We start from the raw sequence: 18,241 nt of genomic DNA on the forward strand, positions 1-18,241 counted from the left end.
GCGCGGGAGCCGGCGCCGGTGGCGGTGCCGGCCGGCGGCGTGCACGAGCCGCGCGCGCACCTCACGGCCGCGGTGACGCTGCGCAACCCGCTCGGCCTGCACGCCCGCCCGGCGGCGGTGCTCGCACGGCTCGTGGGCGGCTTCGAGGCGGTGGTCACGGTCGACGGGGTCAGTGCGTCGAGCGTCCTCGAGCTCATGAAGCTCGGCGTGACGGGCGGGCAGACCGTGACCGTGACCGCGAGCGGCCCGCAGGCCCGGGCGGCGCTCGACGCGCTCGTCGCGGCGGTCGAAGAGGGCTTCGGCGAGGTGTGACCGGCGTCGCACGAACCTTCACCCGCTGCAATTCTGCAGCCGGTGTAAAGTTGCAGTCGTGCAGAAAGCTGTCGTCGACCCGGATGCCGTGCCCGACACGGCCGAGCTGCCCCTCGGGCTGCGCGAGCGCAAGAAGCGCGCGCGCCGCGAGGCGCTGATCGACTCGACCCACCGCCTCGTCGCCCAGCACGGGCTCGACGCCGTGACGGTCGACGCCATCTGCGCCGACGCCGGCGTCTCGCCGCGCACATTCTTCAACTACTTCGAGTCCAAGGACGACGCCGTGCTGGGCATCCAGCCGTGGTCGATCGACCCCGTCGTCGCCGAGGCGTTCGCCACCGGCGGTCCCACGGGCCGGCTCGGTGCCGACCTCGAGGTCCTCGTCGCGGCGATGCTCGAGAGCCCGATGATCAGCCACGACCGGCTCACGACCGTCATGGAGCTCGCGCGCCAGGAGCCCCGGCTCCTCGTGCGGCAGATGGCCTGGATGGAGAGCCACCGCGGCACGGTCCAGGAGCTCATGGAGCGGCGGCTCGGCGGCGCCCACGCCGCGCGCGTCGAGCTCCTCGGGATGCTGCTGATGATCCTCACGCGCGCGACGTTCGTGCGCTGGGACTCGGCGGGCGGCGCCGGCGACGCGCGCGAGCACCTGCCCGACGTCATGCACGACCTGCGCGCCGTCCTCGCGGACGACTGACCGCCCACCGGTCCGGACCGGCCCGCCGCCGCGCGCCCGACCTCCCGCCCGACCCCGCCCTGCCGCCCGACCCGACCTCCCTGCCGCCCCGCCCTGCCGCCCCGCCCTGCCGCCCGCCCCCCGCACGCACCCACGAAGAGGTACGCATGTCCACCGCACCCCCGTCGACGGCGCCCGACAAGCCGCTCGTCGTCCTCACCCAGCGCACCGTCTGGCTCATCTTCGGCGCGCTCATGGCGAGCATGTTCCTGTCCTCGCTCGACCAGTCGATCGTCGGCACCGCGATGCCCACGATCGTCGGCGAGCTCGACGGGGTCGAGCACCAGGGCTGGGTCGTGACCGCGTACATCCTCGCGATCGCGATCGTCATGCCGCTCTACGGGAAGTTCGGCGACCTGTGGGGCCGCCGGTACCCGTTCCTCGTCGCGATCGGCCTGTTCACGATCGCCTCGGCCGGCGCCGGCTTCGCGGGGTCCTTCGGTGAGCTCGTGTTCTGGCGCGGGGTCCAGGGCCTCGGCGGCGGCGGGCTCATGATCCTGTCGCAGGCGATCATCGCGGACATCGTGCCCGCCAAGGAGCGCGGCAAGTACATGGGGCCCATGGGCGCGCTGTTCGGCATCGCCGCCGTGATCGGCCCGCTGCTCGGCGGCCTGTTCACCGACCACCTCGACTGGCGCTGGTGCTTCTGGATCAACATCCCGATCGGCATCGCGGCGTTCGTGACCGCGTGGTTCACGCTCAAGCTCCCGAGCCACCGCTCGGGCAAGAAGATCGACGTCGCCGGGATCTTCCTCATGGTCGTCGCGACGTCGGGCCTCGTGCTGCTCACGAGCTGGCAGAGCTGGAGCGGCAACCGCTCCTACGACTGGTCCGACGCCGGGCTGCTCGGCCTGACGGCGCTCACCCTCGTCTCGGCCGTGGTGTTCGTGCTCGTCGAGCAGCGCGCCGCCGAGCCGCTGCTCCCGCTGCACCTGTTCCGGAACCCGACGTTCACGATCGCGACCACGGTGGGCCTGATCATCGGCATGGGCATGTTCGCGGCCCTCGCGTTCCTGCCGACGTTCCTGCAGATGTCCACCGGCGCAGGCGTGACCGAGTCCGGCTTCCTCATGCTGCCGATGATGGTCGGCGTCATGATCACCGCGATCGGCTCCGGCATCGCGATCACGCGCACCGGGCGCTACCGCGCCTTCCCGATCGTCGGCATGGCGGTCGCCACGCTCGGGCTGATCTGGCTCACGCGCCTCACCGGGAACATGTCGATGTGGCTGTTCGGCGCGATGATCTTCGTCCTCGGCGCGGGGCTCGGCCTCGTGATGCAGACGATCGTGCTCGCGGTGCAGAACTCCGTGGACCCGCACGAGATCGGCACGGCGACGAGCGCGAACAACTTCTTCCGCGAGATCGGCGCGGCGGTCGGCACCGCGCTGTTCAGCACGATCTTCACGACGCGGCTCACCGAGCGCCTCGTGCCCGTGCTGGGCGAGGCCCCCGCAGGCGGGGGAGGGGGCGCGCACGGTGCCGAGTCCTCGCTGACGCCCGCGGTCGTCGCGCAGCTCCCCGAGGCCGTGCGGGACGGCGTGGTGGACGCCTACGCCGGCGCGCTCGCTCCCGCCTTCTGGTACCTCGTCCCGCTCGTGGCCCTCGCGTTCGTCCTCACGCTGTTCCTGCGCGAGGTGAAGCTGTCCGACGTCGCCGGCATGGTCGCGCGCGGCGAGGCGGTCGAGGACCCGGCGAAGGCCGCTGCGCTCGACGCGGCCGCCGCGCCCTCGGCGCAGACGCTCAGCGAGCCCGACGGCGCCGCCGAGCCGCGCCGCGGCGACGCGACGAACGACCCGGACGGCGACCTCGCCGCGCGGGCCGAGCGCGAGGACGCCGGTAACCTGGCGCGATGACGTCCCCGGAGCCGACCCTCCCGGACTCGACCCCGGCGCAGCCCGCTGCGTCGGGGTCGATCCGTCGCAAGCGACCCGCGCGCCAGCAGTTCGCCTCGACGATGCTCCTGCTCGAGGCGTTCCTCGTGCTGTTCGCGACGCTCGTCGCGTACGGCCTCGCGAACGCGGGCTCCGGCCCGCTCCCGCCGTCGGCCGTGTGGGTCGCGGGCGGCGTCCTCATGCTCGTCCTGGTGGTGCTCTCGCGGATGCCCGGGCGCCCCGGCGGGTACGTCGCGGGGTCCGTCGTGCAGGTCGTCGTGCTCGCGATGGGCTTCGTCGTCCCGATGATGTTCGTGGTCGGGGGCGTCTTCGTCGTGCTGTGGGTCGTCAGCCTCCGGCTCGGGGGGCGCATCGACCGCGAGCGCGCCGAGTGGGACGCCGCGCATCCCGGCCAGGTCAGCGGGTGAAGCGCGCGGGCGTCGCCCGTTAGGGTCGCACCATGACGCAGACCGCATCCCAGGCCGACGCCCCGCAGACCGAACGCACCCTCATCCTCGTCAAGCCCGACGGCGTCCGCCGGGGCCTCGCGGGGGAGATCCTGCGCCGCGTCGAGGCGAAGGGCTACACGCTCGTCGCCGTCGAGCTGCGGACCGCCGACGACGCGCTGCTCGGCGCCCACTACGCCGAGCACGAGGGCAAGCCGTTCCTCGCCCCGCTCGTCGACTTCATGAAGTCCGGCCCGGTGCTCGCGGTCGTCGCCGAGGGCCAGCGCGTCATCGAGGGCTTCCGGACCCTCGCCGGCGCGACCGACCCGACCGTCGCGCCCCCCGGCACGATCCGCGGCGACCTCGGGCGCGACTGGGGCCTCAAGGTCATCCAGAACCTCGTGCACGGCTCGGACTCGGTCGAGTCGGCGCAGCGCGAGATCGGGCTCTGGTTCCCCTCGCTCTGACGCTCTCCTTCCCGGCGCCCTGAGGCGCCGACGCAGCTCGGCTGCAGCTCGACGGGCCGGTCCGCACCCTCCGCGCGGGGGAGCGGGCCGGCCCGGCGCGTCGACGGGGTCCCCGGGGGTCCGCTCCCGAGCACCTAGGCTCGGCTCGTGCACCTCAAGACCCTGACCCTGCGCGGGTTCAAGTCGTTCGCCTCGGCGACGACGCTGAGCTTCGAGCCGGGCGTCACGTGCGTCGTCGGCCCCAACGGCTCGGGCAAGTCGAACGTCGTCGACGCGCTCGCGTGGGTCATGGGGGAGCAGGGCGCCAAGTCGCTGCGCGGCGGCAAGATGGAGGACGTCATCTTCGCGGGCACCGCCGGCCGCGCACCGCTCGGCCGCGCCGAGGTCGCGCTGACGATCGACAACACCGACGGCGCGCTGCCGATCGAGTACTCCGAGGTCACGATCTCCCGGACCCTGTTCCGCAACGGCGGCTCGGAGTACGCGATCAACGGCCAGGGCTGCCGGCTGCTCGACATCCAGGACCTGCTGTCCGACTCGGGCCTGGGCCGCGAGATGCACGTCATCGTCGGCCAGGGCCAGCTCGACGCGGTCCTGCGCGCGACGCCCGAGGAGCGGCGCGGCTTCATCGAGGAGGCCGCCGGGGTCCTCAAGCACCGCAAGCGCAAGGACAAGGCCCTGCGCAAGCTCGAGGCGATGCAGGCGAACCTCACGCGCCTCGGCGACCTCACCGCGGAGATCCGCCGGCAGCTCGGACCGCTCGGGCGCCAGGCCGAGGTCGCACGCAAGGCGCAGGTCGTGCAGACGGACCTGCGCGACGCCCGCGCCCGCCTCCTCGCCGACGACCTCGCACAGCTGTCCGCGACCCTGGAGCAGGAGATCGCGGACGAGTCGGCGCTGCGGGCGCGGCGGACCGAGGTCGAGGCGACGCTCGCGGAGGCGCGTGCGCGGCTCGCGACGCTCGAGCGGGAGGCCGCCGAGGCCGCTCCCGCGCTCAGCGAGGCGAGCGAGGTCTGGTACCGGCTGTCGTCGCTGCGCGAGCGGCTGCGCGGCACCGCGACGCTCGCGGGCGAGCGTGTCCGGCTGCTCGGGAGCGCGGGTCCGGAGCGCACGGGCGGCTCCGACCCCGACGACCTCGCGGCTCAGGCGGAGCGGGTCCGCGCCGCCGAGGCCGAGCTCGTCGCGGAGGTCGAGCTCGCCCGTGCGGCGCTCGACGCGGCGACCCGGGACCGGGCGGACACGGAGGCCGCCGCGACGGCGGCGGAGAAGCAGCTCGCGACCGCCCTGCGCGGCGCGGCGGACCGCCGGGAGGGGCTCGCGCGGCTCGCCGGGCAGGTCGCGGCGCGCCGCAGCCGGCTCGAGGCGACCGAGGCCGAGATCGGGCGCCTGCGCACGACGCTCGCCGAGGCGGAGCGCCGCGGGCACCAGGCGACGACCGAGTTCGCGGCGCTCGAGACCCAGGTCGCGGGCGTCGAGGAGGGCGAGGAGGGGCTCGACGCGGAGCACGAGGCCGCCGCCGACGCCGTCGAGGCAGCCGCCACGCGCCTCGCCGCCCTCGAGGCGGCGGTGACCGCGGCGGACCGCGAGCGCACCGCGCTCGACTCGCGGATCGAGACCCTCGAGCTCAGCCTGCTGCGCAAGGACGGCGCGGGCGCGCTGCTCGCTGCGGACGGCCTGCCCGGCACGATCGGGTCGCTCGCGGCGCTGCTCGAGGTCGCCCCGCGCGACGAGGACGCCGTCGTCGCGGCGCTCGGCCACCTCGCGGACGCCGTCGCGGTCGAGTCGGTCGACGCGGCGGTCGACGCGATCCGCCGCCTGCGCACCGACGACGCCGGGCGCGCGACCCTCGTCGTCGGCGGGGCCCCCGGGCCCGAGCGTCCGCTGGCCCGGGCCGACGTGCCCGAGGGCGCGGACCGCGCGGTCGACCTCGTCACGGCCCCGGCGAGCGTGCGCTCGTCGCTCGACCGTCTGCTCGCCGGCGCCGTCGTCGTCGACGACCTGGCCGCCGCCCGGGCCGTCGTGGCGGCGCACCCGCACCTCGTGGTCGCGACCCGCACGGGCGACGTGCTCGCCCGCGACCGCGCGTCCGGTGGCTCGGCGACGGCGCCGAGCGCGCTGCACCTGCAGCAGGCGCTCGACGAGGCCCGCACCGGCTCGGCGGCGGCCGTCGCGGCGGGGGAGCGCGCCCGCTTCGAGCTCACCGCGGCCCGCGAGGCGCACGCCGCGGCGCAGGCCCGCTACGACGAGACCCTCGACCGCCTCAACCAGTCCGACGCGGCGCTCGCCGCGGTCGCCGAGCAGCTCGGCCACCTCGGGGCGACCGCCCGTGCCGCGCGTGCCGAGGCGGAGCGCGTGCAGGCCTCGCTCGACGCGGCGACCGCGACGCTCGCGGCCGGCGCCGACGAGCTCGCCGAGCTCACCGAGCGGCTCGCCGCCGCCGAGACCGAGCCGGCCGAGACCGAGGCCGCGATCGCCGAGGGCACCGCCGACCGCGACCGCCTCGCCGGGCTCGCGACCGCCGCGCGCGCACGGGAGACTGAGGCGCGCCTGACGCTGCGCACGAGCGAGGAGCGGGCCCGGGCGCTGTCGGGCCGGGCCGAGTCGCTCGAGCGGGCCGCGCGGGCCGAGCGTGCGGCACGCGAGCGGGCCGCGGAGCGCGAGCGTGCGCGGGTGCGGCAGGCGCGTCTGGCGCAGGCGGTGCGCGCGGGTGCCGAGGAGGCGCTCACGGCGCTCGAGGGCTCGCTCGCCCGGGCCGCCGACGAGCGTGCGGCGGCGGAGGCGGCGCGCACCGAGCGCGAGGCGGCGCTGACGGAGGTCCGCGCCGAGGTCGAGCAGCGCACGCGCGAGCTCGCGGAGCTGACCGACGTGGCCCACCGGGACGAGGTCGCCCGCGCCCAGCAGCTGCTGCGGATCGAGCAGCTCCAGACCCGGGCGGTCGAGGACCTCGGGCTCGACCCGGCCGTGCTGCTCGAGGAGTACGGGCCGCACCGCGGGGTGCCGGTCGTGCTCGCGCCGGGCGTCGAGCCCGATCCCGAGGCACCGACCGAGGTGCCGTACGTGCGGGAGCAGCAGGAGAAGCGGCTGCGGGGTGCCGAGCGCGCGCTGTCCCTGCTCGGGCGCGTCAACCCGCTCGCGCTCGAGGAGTTCGCCGCCCTGGAGGAGCGCCACAAGTTCCTCGTCGAGCAGCTCGCGGACCTGAAGAGGTCCCGCGCCGACCTGCTCGAGATCGTCCGCGAGATCGACGAGCGCGTCGAGCAGGTGTTCACCGACGCCTACCGCGACACCGCGGCGGCGTTCGACGTCGTGTTCCCGCGCCTGTTCCCGGGCGGTGAGGGGCGCCTCGTGCTCACGGACCCGGCGAACATGCTCACGACGGGCATCGAGGTCGAGGCCCGGCCCGCCGGCAAGAAGGTCAAGCGCCTGTCGCTGCTCTCGGGCGGCGAGCGCTCGCTCACGGCGGTCGCGCTGCTCGTCGCGATCTTCAAGGCGCGCCCGAGCCCGTTCTACGTGATGGACGAGGTCGAGGCCGCGCTCGACGACGCGAACCTGGGACGGCTCCTGGAGATCTTCCGGGAGCTCCAGGAGGACTCGCAGCTCATCGTCGTGACGCACCAGAAGCGCACGATGGAGATCGCCGACGCGCTCTACGGGGTCACGATGCGCGGCGACGGCGTGACGACCGTGATCAGCCAGCGGATGCGCGAGGACGTCTCCGCCTGAGCGGGTCCAGCGCGCCGACGAAGCCCGCTCCGTGCGGCGCGCGGCTCCCCGGCGCGGCCGGGCCCCCTGCGGCGCCGGGGGCTCTGGGATCACGGCGTTGCGCCGGTCGCGTGAAGGTTGTGTGGCGTTGCGCACAGAGCTGGCGCCATCCGGGGACGGGCCCCCGCACGGGACCGATAATGATCCCATGACTGCTCTGATCATCTGGACCCTCGTCGCGCTCGTCGCCGCAGGCGTCGTCGCGCTCGTGGCCAGCGCGACGAGCAACGGCTCCGACGCCTCCTTCGTCCGGGACCTGCGCGCCGGCCTCGCCGCGCGACGCGACCCGGAGTCCGCGCGCCTCGGTGCCGAGCTCGTCGACGCGGAGCCGGTCGACGTTCCGCTCGACGAGTTCCTGCTCGCGACCCAGGTCGACGACGACGGCTACCTGCACGTCGACGAGCTGCGCGACACGCTGGGCAAGGCCAGGCAGAAGGCCGTCCGCTCGGTGCACGAGCTCACGCGCCGCCCCGGCTGACCCCGGCGCGACGGCTCCGGCGCGCTCCGTGGCACGCTCCCGCGGCGCGGCAGGGGCCGCCGCCCGCCCGGACCGGCGTCGCGCCGCCGCCGCTCGTGTGCTGAGAGACTGATCCGGTGGACAACGAACTCCTCACAGCCCTGCTCGTCGGCGTGCCCGCCCTCGCGGCCGCCGTCGGGGTCCTCGTCGCACGGCGCCGGCGCACCGGGACGGGCGGCGGTCCCGGCTCGACCGACGACGCGGCCCGTGCCGCAGGCGGCGGGACCGCCGGAGAGCCGTCCGGGGGAGCGGGCACGACGACGCTCGAGCGCCCGCCGGTCGCCCCCGGCACCACCACGGCCGCGGAGGACCTCGAGGTCGTCCCCGACCTCGACGAGGTCGTCGGCTTCGAGGTCCCGGCGCCCGCCACCGGACGGCTCGCGCGGCTGCGCGACCGCCTCGCACGCTCGGGCTCGCCGCTCGGCACCCGCCTCCTCGCGGTCCTCTCGCGCGACCACCTCTCCGAGGACGACTGGGACGAGCTCGAGGAGACGCTGCTGCTCGCCGACATGGGTGCGGGCCCCGCGGGCGAGCTGATCGACGCGCTGCGCACCCAGGTGCGCGTGCAGGGGGTCAAGGACCCGGCGCAGGTCCGGGCGCTGCTGCGCGAGCAGCTCGTCGCGCTCGTCGACCCGTCGCTCGACCGCTCGCTCGCGACGACCCCGCCGTCGGCGCTCGACGGTGAGCCCGCCGTCGAGGGCGGCGACGCGCCCCGGGCGCACGTGCCGGCCGTCGTGCTCGTCGTGGGCGTCAACGGCACCGGCAAGACCACGACCGTCGGCAAGCTCGCGCGCGTCCTCGTCGCCGAGGGGCGCACCGTCGTCCTCGGCGCCGCCGACACGTTCCGCGCCGCCGCCGCCGACCAGCTCGAGACGTGGGGCTCGCGCGTCGGCGTGCCGACCGTGCGCTCGGACCGCGACGGCGCCGACCCGGCCGCGGTCGCGTTCGACGCGGTGCGCACCGGCGTGCGCGAGCAGTTCGACGTCGTCCTGGTCGACACCGCGGGCCGCCTCCAGAACAAGGCCGGCCTCATGGACGAGCTCGGCAAGATCACGCGCGTCATCACGCGCGAGGCCCCGCTCTCCGAGGTCCTGCTCGTGCTCGACGCGACGACGGGCCAGAACGGCCTCAACCAGGCGAAGGTCTTCGCCGAGGTCGCGGGAGTCACCGGCATCGTCCTGACCAAGCTGGACGGGACCGCCAAGGGCGGCATCGTCGTCGCGGTCCAGCGTCAGCTCGGGGTGCCCGTCAAGCTCGTCGGCCTCGGTGAGGGGCCCGACGACCTGGCGCCGTTCGACCCCGAGGACTTCGTCGACGGACTCCTCCAGGTCTGACCCGGTTCCTGGACTCCCGCCCAGCACGAAACCCAACGTTTACGTGGCGGGCGCCGCTGTCACGCGCGCGTAACCCGTCCGGCCTCCCGGTGAAACTCCCCTCCCCGAAGGTTGTGCCCGACCCGGCCGCCCGGCTGGCGAAGGAAGGCAATCCAGATGGAAGAGTTTGTGCTGGACACGGGCAACACAGCATGGATGCTGACTGCCGCGTCGCTGGTGCTGCTGATGACGCCGGGTCTGGCGTTCTTCTACGGCGGCATGGTGCGGGGCAAGAGCGTCCTCAACATGATGATGATGAGCTTCGGCGCGATCGGCGTCGTCTCCCTCATCTGGGTCCTCTACGGCTACTCCGGGACCTTCGGCACGGACGTCGCCGGGTTCTTCGGCAACCCGTTCGACTTCTTCGGCCTCGCGGGCATGACCGACGAGGACAGCCTGATGAAGGCGACCGGCGTCCCGGCGCTCGTCGCGGTCGGCTACCAGGCCACGTTCGCGATCATCACCGTCGCGCTGATCTCCGGCGCGATCGCGGACCGCACCAAGTACTCGACGTGGCTCGCGTTCAGCGCGGTCTGGGTCACCGTCGTCTACATCCCGCTCGCGCACATGGTGTGGGGCGGCGGCCACCTGGGCGCCGACGGCATCACGAGCGCGCTCTCGACCCCCATCGACTTCGCCGGCGGCACGGTCGTGCACATCAACGCCGGTGTCGCGGGCCTCGTGCTCGCGCTCGTGATCGGCAAGCGCCGCGGCTTCGCCAAGGAGCCGATGCGCCCGCACAACCTCCCGTTCGTGATGCTCGGCGCCGCGCTCCTGTGGTTCGGCTGGTTCGGCTTCAACGCGGGCTCGGAGTTCGGTGCGGACAACGTCTCCGGCCGCGCCTGGGTCAACACACTCGTCGCCACGGCGGTCGCGATGCTCGCCTGGCTCGTCACCGAGAAGTTCCGTGACGGCCACGCCACGTCGCTCGGCGCCGCGTCCGGCGTCGTCGCGGGCCTCGTCGCCATCACCCCGGCCGCCGCGGCCGTCGACACGTTCGGCGCCATCGCGATCGGCGCCGTCGCGGGTGTCCTGTGCGCCCTCGCGGTCGGCCTCAAGTACAAGTTCGGCTACGACGACTCGCTCGACGTCGTCGGCGTCCACCTCGTCGGCGGTCTCGTCGGGACGGTCCTGATCGGCCTGTTCTCGACGGACGCGAACTCGACCTGGTACCCCGACGGCGCGCTCAACGGCCTGTTCTACGGCGGCGGCCTCACGCAGCTGGGCACGCAGATCATCGTCGCGCTCGTCGCCATGGTGTTCAGCGGCCTCGCGACCCTGGTGATCGCCCTGATCCTCAAGGCGACCATGGGCTGGCGCGTGAGCGACGAGGCCGAGGTCGGCGGCGTCGACCTGGCGGTGCACGGCGAGACGGCGTACGAGACCCTGGGTGCCCGCATCATTACGGAGGTGAAGTGATGACCAAGCTCGTCACAGCAGTCATCCAGCCGCACCGGCTGGACGACGTGAAGTCGGCGCTCGAGGCGGCCGGTGTGCGGGGCCTGACGGTGAGCGAGGCGAGCGGCTACGGCCGGCAGCGCGGCCACACCGAGGTCTACCGCGGTGCCGAGTACACCGTCGACCTCGTGCCCAAGGTCAAGATCGACGTCCTGGTCTCCGACGAGGACGCCGCGACGGTCACCGAGGTCATCGTCAAGGCCGCGCAGACCGGCAAGATCGGCGACGGGAAGGTCTGGACCGTCCCGGTCGAGGACGTCGCGCGGGTCCGCACCGGCGAGCACGGCGCGGACGCGCTCTGAGCCGGGCAGCAGACACCAGCAGATGACGCAGTCACGGTCGCCCGCAGGGGGCGCGGCCGGCGACGGGTCGCCCGAGGCCCCGCGCCCCACGACAGGGGTGCGGGGCCTCCGGGCGGAACGGCTCGCGCTCGCCGCCGGGCTCACCGGCCCGGGCAGCGACGGGGTCGCCCGCCGCCTCGCCGGGGTCACCCTGGTCCACCAGCGCCTCGCCGAGCTGTGGGACGAGGCCACGGCGGGGCGTGACGTCAGCGGGATCGCGCTCGGCGCGGTCGGCAGCGTCGGCCGCGGTGACGCGAGCCCGGTCAGCGACCTCGACCTGCTCCTGGTCCACGAGGGCCGGGGGCACTCCGCGGAGGACGTCTCGGACCTCGCGCAGCGGCTGTGGTACCCGATCTGGGACGCGGGCCTCGACCTCGACCACTCGGTGCGCTCGCTCGCGCAGTGCCGTCAGGTCGCGTCCAAGGACCTCCCGGCCGCGGTCGGGCTGCTCGACCTCGTGCCCGTCGCGGGCGACCACCTCGTCGTGCACCGGGCGAAGTCGGCGCTCCTCGCCGACTGGCGCTCGGCGGCGCGACGACGGCTGCCCGAGCTGCTGGCGTCGACCAAGCAGCGCGCGGAGCGGCACGGGGAGCTCGCCTACCTCATCGAGCCGGACCTCAAGGAGGCCCGGGGCGGCATCCGCGACGCCGTCGTGCTCTCGGCGCTCGCCGCCACGTGGCTCACGGACCGCCCGCACGGGGCGGTCGACAACGCGTACGCCCACCTGCTCGACGTGCGCGACGCGATCCAGGTCGCGACGCGCCGGCACACGAACCGGCTGCTGGCCGCGGACCAGGACGAGGTCGCGGCGCTCACCGGCTTCGACGACCGCGACGACCTGCTCGCGAGCCTCGCGGAGGCGGGCCGGATCATCTCCTACGCGCTCGACTCGACGGTCCGCAACGCGCGCCAGGCGCTCCAGCGCCCGCTCGTGCGCCGCCCCGTGCTCGTGCGCGGCCGGCGGGGTGCCCCGCTGCTGCGGCCCATCGGGGAGGGGCTCGTCGAGCACGACGGCGAGATCGTGCTCGCCGTCGACGCGCGCCCGGCCCTCGACCCGATCCTGTCGCTGCGCGCCGCGGCGACCGCGGCCCGCACCGGGCTGCCGCTCTCGCCGGTCACGGTCGCGAGCCTGACCCAGACGCCTCCGCTGCCGACGCCGTGGCCCAAGGCCGCGCGCACGTCGCTGCTCCAGCTCCTCGGGTCCGGGCACGCGCAGGTGCCCGTCTGGGAGGCGCTCGACCTGGCCGGCGTCGTGACCACGTGGATCCCCGAGTGGGCGGGCGTGCGCAACCGGCCGCAGCGCTCGGCGATCCACCGCCACACCGTCGACCGGCACCTCGTCGAGACGGTCGCGCTCGCGGGCCGGGACAAGCGCAGCGTCGAGCGCAGCGACCTGCTGCTGCTCGCGGCCCTGCTGCACGACATCGGCAAGCGCGCGGGCGCGGGCGACCACTCGACCGAGGGCGCGCGGCTCGCCGGGCCGATCGTGCTGCGGATGGGCTTCGGCGAGCAGGACGCCGCCGACGTGGCGCGGCTCGTCCGGCACCACCTGACCCTCGCCGACCTGGCGACGACGGCGGACCCGGACGACCCCGCGACGACCGAGCGCCTGCTCGAGGCCGTCGACCACCGGGCCGACCTGCTCGGGCTGCTGCGCTCGCTCACGGAGGCCGACGCGACGGCCGCGGGGCCGACCGCGTGGAGCGCCTGGCGCGAGCGGCTCGTCGACGACGCGACGGCGCGGGCGGGCGACCGGCTGGCAGGTACCCTGGACCGTCCGTGATCGGCGAGGAGAGCGTGAGGATCGAGCGGTGTTCGCCACCCTGTCCGACAGACTGACATCCACCTTCAAGAACCTGCGCACCAAGGGCAAGCTGTCCGAGGCGGACATCGACGCCACGGTGCGCGAGATCCGCCGGGCGCTGCTCGACGCGGACGTCGCCGTCCCCGTCGTGCGCGCGTTCACCGGCGCGGTGCGCGAGCGCGCGCTCTCCGTCGAGGTCTCGGGCGCGCTGAACCCCGCGCAGCAGGTCGTGAAGATCGTCAACGACGAGCTCGTCGCGATCCTCGGCGGCCAGAACCGTCCGCTGCACCTCGCGAAGACCCCGCCGAGCGTCATCATGCTCGCGGGCCTCCAGGGCGCGGGCAAGACGACCCTCGCGGGCAAGCTCGCGCTCCACCTGCGCACGCAGGGGCACACGCCGCTGCTCGTCGCGGCGGACCTCCAGCGCCCGAACGCCGTCACGCAGCTCGAGGTCGTCGGCGAGCGGGCCGGCGTGCCGGTCTTCGCCCCGCACCGTGGCAACCAGGGCAGCGAGGACCTGTCCGGCCTCGCGGGCGGCGACCCGGTCGCGGTCGCACGCGAGGGGCTCGCGACGGCGCGCGCCCGCCAGCACGACGTCGTCATCGTCGACACGGCCGGCCGCCTCGGTGTCGACGCGGACCTCATGCAGCAGGCTGCGGACATCCGGGACGCGGTCAGCCCCGACGAGATCCTGTTCGTGATCGACGCGATGATCGGCCAGGACGCCGTCGCGACGGCGCAGGCGTTCGCCGAGGGCGTCGACTTCACGGGCGTCGTGCTCTCGAAGCTCGACGGCGACGCGCGCGGTGGCGCCGCGCTCTCGGTCGCGAGCGTGACCGGGCGCCCGATCCTGTTCGCGTCGACGGGCGAGAAGCTCACCGACTTCGAGGTCTTCCACCCCGACCGCATGGCGTCGCGCATCCTCGACATGGGTGACGTGCTCACCCTCATCGAGCAGGCCGAGAAGGCGTTCGACGCCGAGCAGGCCGAGGCGATGGCCGGCAAGCTCGCGAGCGGCGAGGACTTCACGCTCGAGGACTTCCTGCAGCAGATGCAGGCCATGAAGAACATGGGCTCGATGAAGAAGATGCTCGGCATGCTGCCGGGCATGGGCCAGATGCGCGAGGCGCTCGACAACTTCGACGAGCGCGAGGTCGACCGCATCGAGGCGATCATCCGGTCGATGACGCCCGCCGAGCGCCGCAGCCCGAAGATGATCAACGGCTCCCGCCGCTCGCGCATCGCGCGCGGCTCGGGCACCACGGCGACGGACGTCAACCAGCTCCTCGACCGCTTCGAGGGCGCGCAGAAGATGATGAAGCAGATGGCGCGCGGCGGCGGCATGGGCGTGCCCGGCATGGGGAACCTGCCCGGCATGGGCGGCAAGAAGTCGCGGGGCCGCGTCGCGCCGCCTCCGCGCAAGGCCAAGGGCAAGTCGGGGAACCCGGCGAAGCGCGCCGAGCAGGAGCGGCTCGCGGCGGACCGCGCGGCCGGCCTGACGCCGCGCGCGCCGCAGGGCTCGGCGTTCGGGCTCGGCCAGCCCGCCGCCCCGGAGCAGGTCGACCCCGGTGCGCTCCAGCTGCCGCCCGGCCTGGACAAGCTCCTCGGGCGCTGACGTGCGCCTCGCGCCGACGCGGGCCGGGCGCCCGTGACCGCCGCGCCGGTGCTGCACCTGCGCGGGACGGTCGTCCTGGACGACGAGCGCGAGGTGGGGGAGGCCTGGGTCGTCGGCGGTCGGCTCACGCTGACGCGGCCCTCGGCGACGGACGTCCGGGTGCTCGACGGGGTCGCGCTGCCCGGGCTCGTGGACGTGCACTGCCACATCGGGCTCGCGGCGGACGGGCCCGTCGACGCGGCGACCGCCGAGCAGCAGGCTCTGGCCGACCGCGACTCCGGGGTGCTGCTCGTCCGTGACGCGGGGTCCCCGGCCGACACGTCGTGGGTGCACGCGCGCACGGACCTCCCGCGGCTCATCCGGTCCGGACACCACCTCGCCCGTCCCAAGCGCTACCTGCGCCACTACGGTCGCGAGCTCGCGGACGTCGCGGAGCTGCCCGCGGCCGTCGCCGAGGAGGCCCGGCGCGGCGACGGCTGGGTGAAGCTCGTGGCCGACTGGGTCGACCGGGACCTCGGCTCCGAGGGCGACCTGCGCCCGCTGTGGCCCGCGGACGTGCTCGCCGAGGCCGTCGCCGCCGCGCACGCCGAGGGGGCCCGGGTCACGGCTCACACGTTCGCGACCGAGTCCGTCGACGCGCTGCTCGACGCGGGGGTCGACTGCCTCGAGCACGCGACGGGCGCGACGCCCGAGCAGATCGAGCGGCTCGCGGCCGACGGTGTGCCCGTGACCGCGACGCTGCTCCAGGTCGCGCAGTTCGAGGCCATCGCCGCGCAGGCCGTCCGCTACCCGCTGTTCGCCGCGCGCATGCGCCGCCTGCACGCGCGCCGGTACGACCAGGTGCGCGACCTGCACGACGCGGGCGTCCGGGTCCTCGTCGGCACCGACGCGGGCGGCACGATCGCGCACGGGCGGATCGCCGACGAGACGCGCGAGCTGGTGCGCGCGGGGATCCCCGCGCGCGAGGTCGTCGCGGCCGCGAGCTGGCGGACCCGGGCGTGGCTCGGCGTCGAGGCGCTCGACGAGGGCACGAGCGCCGATGTGGTGGTGTACCCGGTGGACCCGCGCACCGACGTCGAGGTCCTCGCGGCGCCGTCCGCCGTCGTGCTCCGGGGCGTCCAGGTCCGCTGACGGCGCCGCGACCGAGCTCACGTCGGTCCGCGTCGCCCGTGGTTGGGCGCCGGGCCCCGCGTCTGGCAGAATGCTTCCCTGTACTCGGCGCGCCCGGACCCTCTAGCCGGCCGCGACCGTGTCCTTCCGGTCGGACGAGCCCCTCTCCCCACGTGCGGGCGCGCCCGACCACCACAGCAGAAACCAGGAGAGACCACACTGTGGCCACCAAGATCCGTCTGAAGCGCATGGGCAAGATCCGCGCGCCGTACTACCGCGTCGTCGTCGCGGACTCGCGCACCAAGCGTGACGGCCGCGTCATCGAGGAGATCGGCAAGTACCACCCGACCGAGGAGCCGTCGCTCATCGACATCTCCTCCGAGCGTGCGCAGTACTGGCTCGGCGTCGGCGCGCAGCCGAGCGAGCAGGTCCTCGTGCTCCTCAAGGTCACGGGTGACTGGCAGAAGTTCAAGGGCCTCCCGGGCGCCGAGGGCACGCTGCGCGTCAAGGCCCCGAAGGTCGACCCGAGCTCGGCCATCGAGGCCGCCGCGAAGGACGCCGAGAAGGTCAAGGCGAACGCGTCCGAGAAGAAGGCTGCCGCCAAGGCCGAGGCGCCCGCCGCCGACGCCGCCGAGGACGAGCAGGCCTGATGCTCGACGACGCGCTCGAGCACCTCGTGCGGGGCATCGTCGACCACCCGGACGACGTGCAGGTCCGCACGAAGACCCTGCGTCGCGGTGAGCTGCTCGAGGTCCGTGTGCACCCGGACGACCTCGGCCGGGTCATCGGGCGCGGCGGTCGCACGGCGCGTGCGCTGCGCACCGTCGTCGGCGCCCTCTCGACGGAAGGCCCGGTCCGGGTCGACGTCGTGGACGTCGACCGCCGCTGAGCCGTCGACCACTGTCGACCGCACCGAGAGGCCCGGCCCCTACCCTGGGGCCGGGCCTCTCGGCGTCCCACCCGTCGTCCCCGGCCGCCGCCCCGCCCGCGTGACCCGTGCCGTCGACCGCCGGCCCGCCCGCCCTGGAAGGAACCCCGATGCTGCTGACCGTCGCGAGGATCGTGCGTGCCCACGGGCTGCGCGGCGAGGTCGCGCTCGACCTGCGCACCGACGCGCCCGAGGAGCGGCTGGCAGCCGGGACCGTCCTGGTGACCGAGCCCGCGTCGGCCGGCCCGCTCACGGTCGCCCGGACGCGCGTGCAGCACGACCGCTGGTTCGTCACGTTCGCCGAGGCGTCCGACCGGACCGCCGCGGAGGCGCTGCGCGGCGTCGACCTGCTCGCCGAGGAGGACGCCTCCGACGACGAGGACGCGTGGTACCCGCACGAGCTCGCGGGACTGCGTGCCGAGCACGTCGACGGCACGCTGCTGGGCGAGGTCGTCGGCCTCGAGCACCTGCCCGCGCACGACCTGCTCGTGGTGCGCGAGCCGTCGGGGGAGCGCACCCTGGTGCCGTTCGTCCGGGCGATCGTGCCGGTCGTCGACGTGCCGGGGGGCCGCGTGGTGCTGGACCCGCCGGCCGGGCTCATGGCGTCCGACGCGGAGAACATGGTCGTGAGCGACGAGACGAGCGGCACCCCGCAGCCGTCGGGCGACGAGGGCTGACGTGCGCATCGACGTCGTCACGATCTTCCCCGAGTACCTCGCGCCGCTCGACCTCTCGCTCGTCGGCAAGGCGCGCAGCGCCGGGATCCTCGACCTGCGGGTGCACGACCTGCGCACGTGGACGACCGACCGTCACCGCACCGTCGACGACACGCCGTTCGGCGGGGGCGCCGGCATGGTCATGCGCCCGGACGTCTGGGGGACCGCGCTCGACGAGGTGCTCGCCGGGGGCGGGCACCTGCTGGTGCCGACGCCGTCCGGCGCACCGCTGACCCAGCGCACCGCGGAGCGCCTCGCGGGCGAGGACCACCTGGTCGTCGCGTGCGGCCGCTACGAGGGCATCGACGCCCGGGTCGCGGAGCACTACCGCACCGTGCCGGGCGTGCAGGTCACCGAGTTCTCGCTCGGCGACTACGTGCTCAACGGGGGAGAGGTCGCGGCGCTCGTGCTCGTCGAGGCGGTCGCCCGGCTGCTGCCGGGCGTCGTCGGCAACCCCGCCTCGCTGGTCGAGGAGTCGCACGGTGCTGCCGGGCTCCTCGAGTACCCGGTGTACACCAAGCCGCCGAGCTGGGGCGGCCTCGACGTGCCCGAGGTGCTGCTCTCGGGGCACCACGCGCGCATCGAGCGGTGGCGGCGCGACGAGGCGCTCGCGCGCACGGCCGCGCGACGTCCCGACCTCGTGCGCGCGCTCGACGTCGGGCTGCTCGACGCGCGCGACCGGGCCGTGCTGGCGGAGTCCGGGTGGGCGGTGGCCGACGGGCGGCTCACTCCCGTGGCCGCGCCCGCGTCGGCGCCCGAGCCGGGTCCCGCGCGCGCACCCGGCA

At 74.8% G+C, this 18,241-nt stretch carries 17 protein-coding genes; all 17 read left to right on the top strand.

What is annotated here, in order from left to right; all coding sequences use genetic code 11:
• Positions 1-312: HPr family phosphocarrier protein (locus AB6N24_RS19040; RefSeq protein WP_412870952.1), on the top strand; the 312-nt coding region annotated here is incomplete at its 5' end.
• A gap of 58 nt (positions 313-370) precedes the next feature.
• Positions 371-1,009 (top strand): TetR/AcrR family transcriptional regulator, encoded by a 639-nt coding sequence (locus tag AB6N24_RS19045; protein ID WP_412870953.1) that lies wholly within the window; start codon positions 371-373, stop codon positions 1,007-1,009.
• 146 nt (positions 1,010-1,155) lie between these two features.
• Entirely contained in the window at positions 1,156-2,904 is a 1,749-nt protein-coding gene (locus AB6N24_RS19050; protein WP_412870954.1) for an MDR family MFS transporter, read from the top strand.
• Positions 2,901-3,350: a DUF4233 domain-containing protein gene (locus tag AB6N24_RS19055; RefSeq protein WP_412870955.1), complete on the top strand. Its 450-nt coding sequence runs from the start codon at positions 2,901-2,903 to the stop codon at positions 3,348-3,350. Before AB6N24_RS19050 ends, AB6N24_RS19055 begins: the two co-directional genes overlap by 4 nt.
• Positions 3,351-3,382: 32 nt before the next feature.
• On the top strand, positions 3,383-3,835 hold the full coding sequence (gene ndk, locus AB6N24_RS19060) for a nucleoside-diphosphate kinase (RefSeq protein ID WP_412870956.1): 453 nt from the start codon (positions 3,383-3,385) through the stop codon (positions 3,833-3,835).
• Between the two features lie 147 nt (positions 3,836-3,982).
• Positions 3,983-7,555 (top strand): chromosome segregation protein SMC, encoded by a 3,573-nt coding sequence (gene smc, locus AB6N24_RS19065; RefSeq protein WP_412870957.1) that lies wholly within the window; start codon positions 3,983-3,985, stop codon positions 7,553-7,555.
• A 187-nt stretch (positions 7,556-7,742) separates the two neighbouring features.
• Complete coding sequence (locus AB6N24_RS19070) at positions 7,743-8,072, top strand: hypothetical protein (RefSeq protein WP_412870958.1); 330 nt, start codon at positions 7,743-7,745, stop codon at positions 8,070-8,072.
• A 116-nt stretch (positions 8,073-8,188) separates the two neighbouring features.
• On the top strand, positions 8,189-9,445 hold the full coding sequence (gene ftsY / locus AB6N24_RS19075; protein ID WP_412870959.1) for a signal recognition particle-docking protein FtsY: 1,257 nt from the start codon (positions 8,189-8,191) through the stop codon (positions 9,443-9,445).
• 156 nt (positions 9,446-9,601) lie between these two features.
• Complete coding sequence (locus AB6N24_RS19080) at positions 9,602-10,903, top strand: ammonium transporter (RefSeq protein WP_412870960.1); 1,302 nt, start codon at positions 9,602-9,604, stop codon at positions 10,901-10,903.
• A complete protein-coding gene (locus tag AB6N24_RS19085; RefSeq protein ID WP_258726657.1) occupies positions 10,903-11,244 on the top strand; it encodes a P-II family nitrogen regulator in 342 nt (113 codons plus the stop codon). Before AB6N24_RS19080 ends, AB6N24_RS19085 begins: the two co-directional genes overlap by 1 nt.
• A 22-nt stretch (positions 11,245-11,266) precedes the next feature.
• Positions 11,267-13,066 carry a [protein-PII] uridylyltransferase gene (locus AB6N24_RS19090; protein ID WP_412870961.1) on the top strand — a complete coding sequence of 600 codons (1,800 nt, stop codon included), beginning with the start codon at positions 11,267-11,269 and terminating at the stop codon, positions 13,064-13,066.
• Between the two features lie 28 nt (positions 13,067-13,094).
• Positions 13,095-14,702, top strand: coding sequence for a signal recognition particle protein (gene ffh / locus AB6N24_RS19095; RefSeq protein ID WP_412870962.1), 1,608 nt, complete (start codon positions 13,095-13,097; stop codon positions 14,700-14,702).
• A gap of 33 nt (positions 14,703-14,735) precedes the next feature.
• Positions 14,736-15,833, top strand: a complete 1,098-nt coding sequence (locus tag AB6N24_RS19100) for an amidohydrolase family protein (RefSeq protein ID WP_412870963.1) — start codon at positions 14,736-14,738, stop codon at positions 15,831-15,833.
• A 200-nt stretch (positions 15,834-16,033) separates the two neighbouring features.
• A complete protein-coding gene (gene rpsP, locus AB6N24_RS19105) occupies positions 16,034-16,462 on the top strand; it encodes a 30S ribosomal protein S16 (RefSeq protein ID WP_258726661.1) in 429 nt (142 codons plus the stop codon).
• On the top strand, positions 16,462-16,701 hold the full coding sequence (locus AB6N24_RS19110; RefSeq protein ID WP_034628495.1) for an RNA-binding protein: 240 nt from the start codon (positions 16,462-16,464) through the stop codon (positions 16,699-16,701). Before rpsP ends, AB6N24_RS19110 begins: the two co-directional genes overlap by 1 nt.
• A 149-nt stretch (positions 16,702-16,850) precedes the next feature.
• Complete coding sequence (gene rimM / locus AB6N24_RS19115; protein ID WP_412870964.1) at positions 16,851-17,417, top strand: ribosome maturation factor RimM; 567 nt, start codon at positions 16,851-16,853, stop codon at positions 17,415-17,417.
• 1 nt (position 17,418) lies between these two features.
• Positions 17,419-18,241: tRNA (guanosine(37)-N1)-methyltransferase TrmD (gene trmD, locus AB6N24_RS19120; protein WP_412870965.1), on the top strand; the 823-nt coding region annotated here is incomplete at its 3' end.

It is taken from the genome of Cellulomonas jepli (assembly GCF_047229345.1).
GTDB lineage: Bacteria > Actinomycetota > Actinomycetes > Actinomycetales > Cellulomonadaceae > Cellulomonas_A.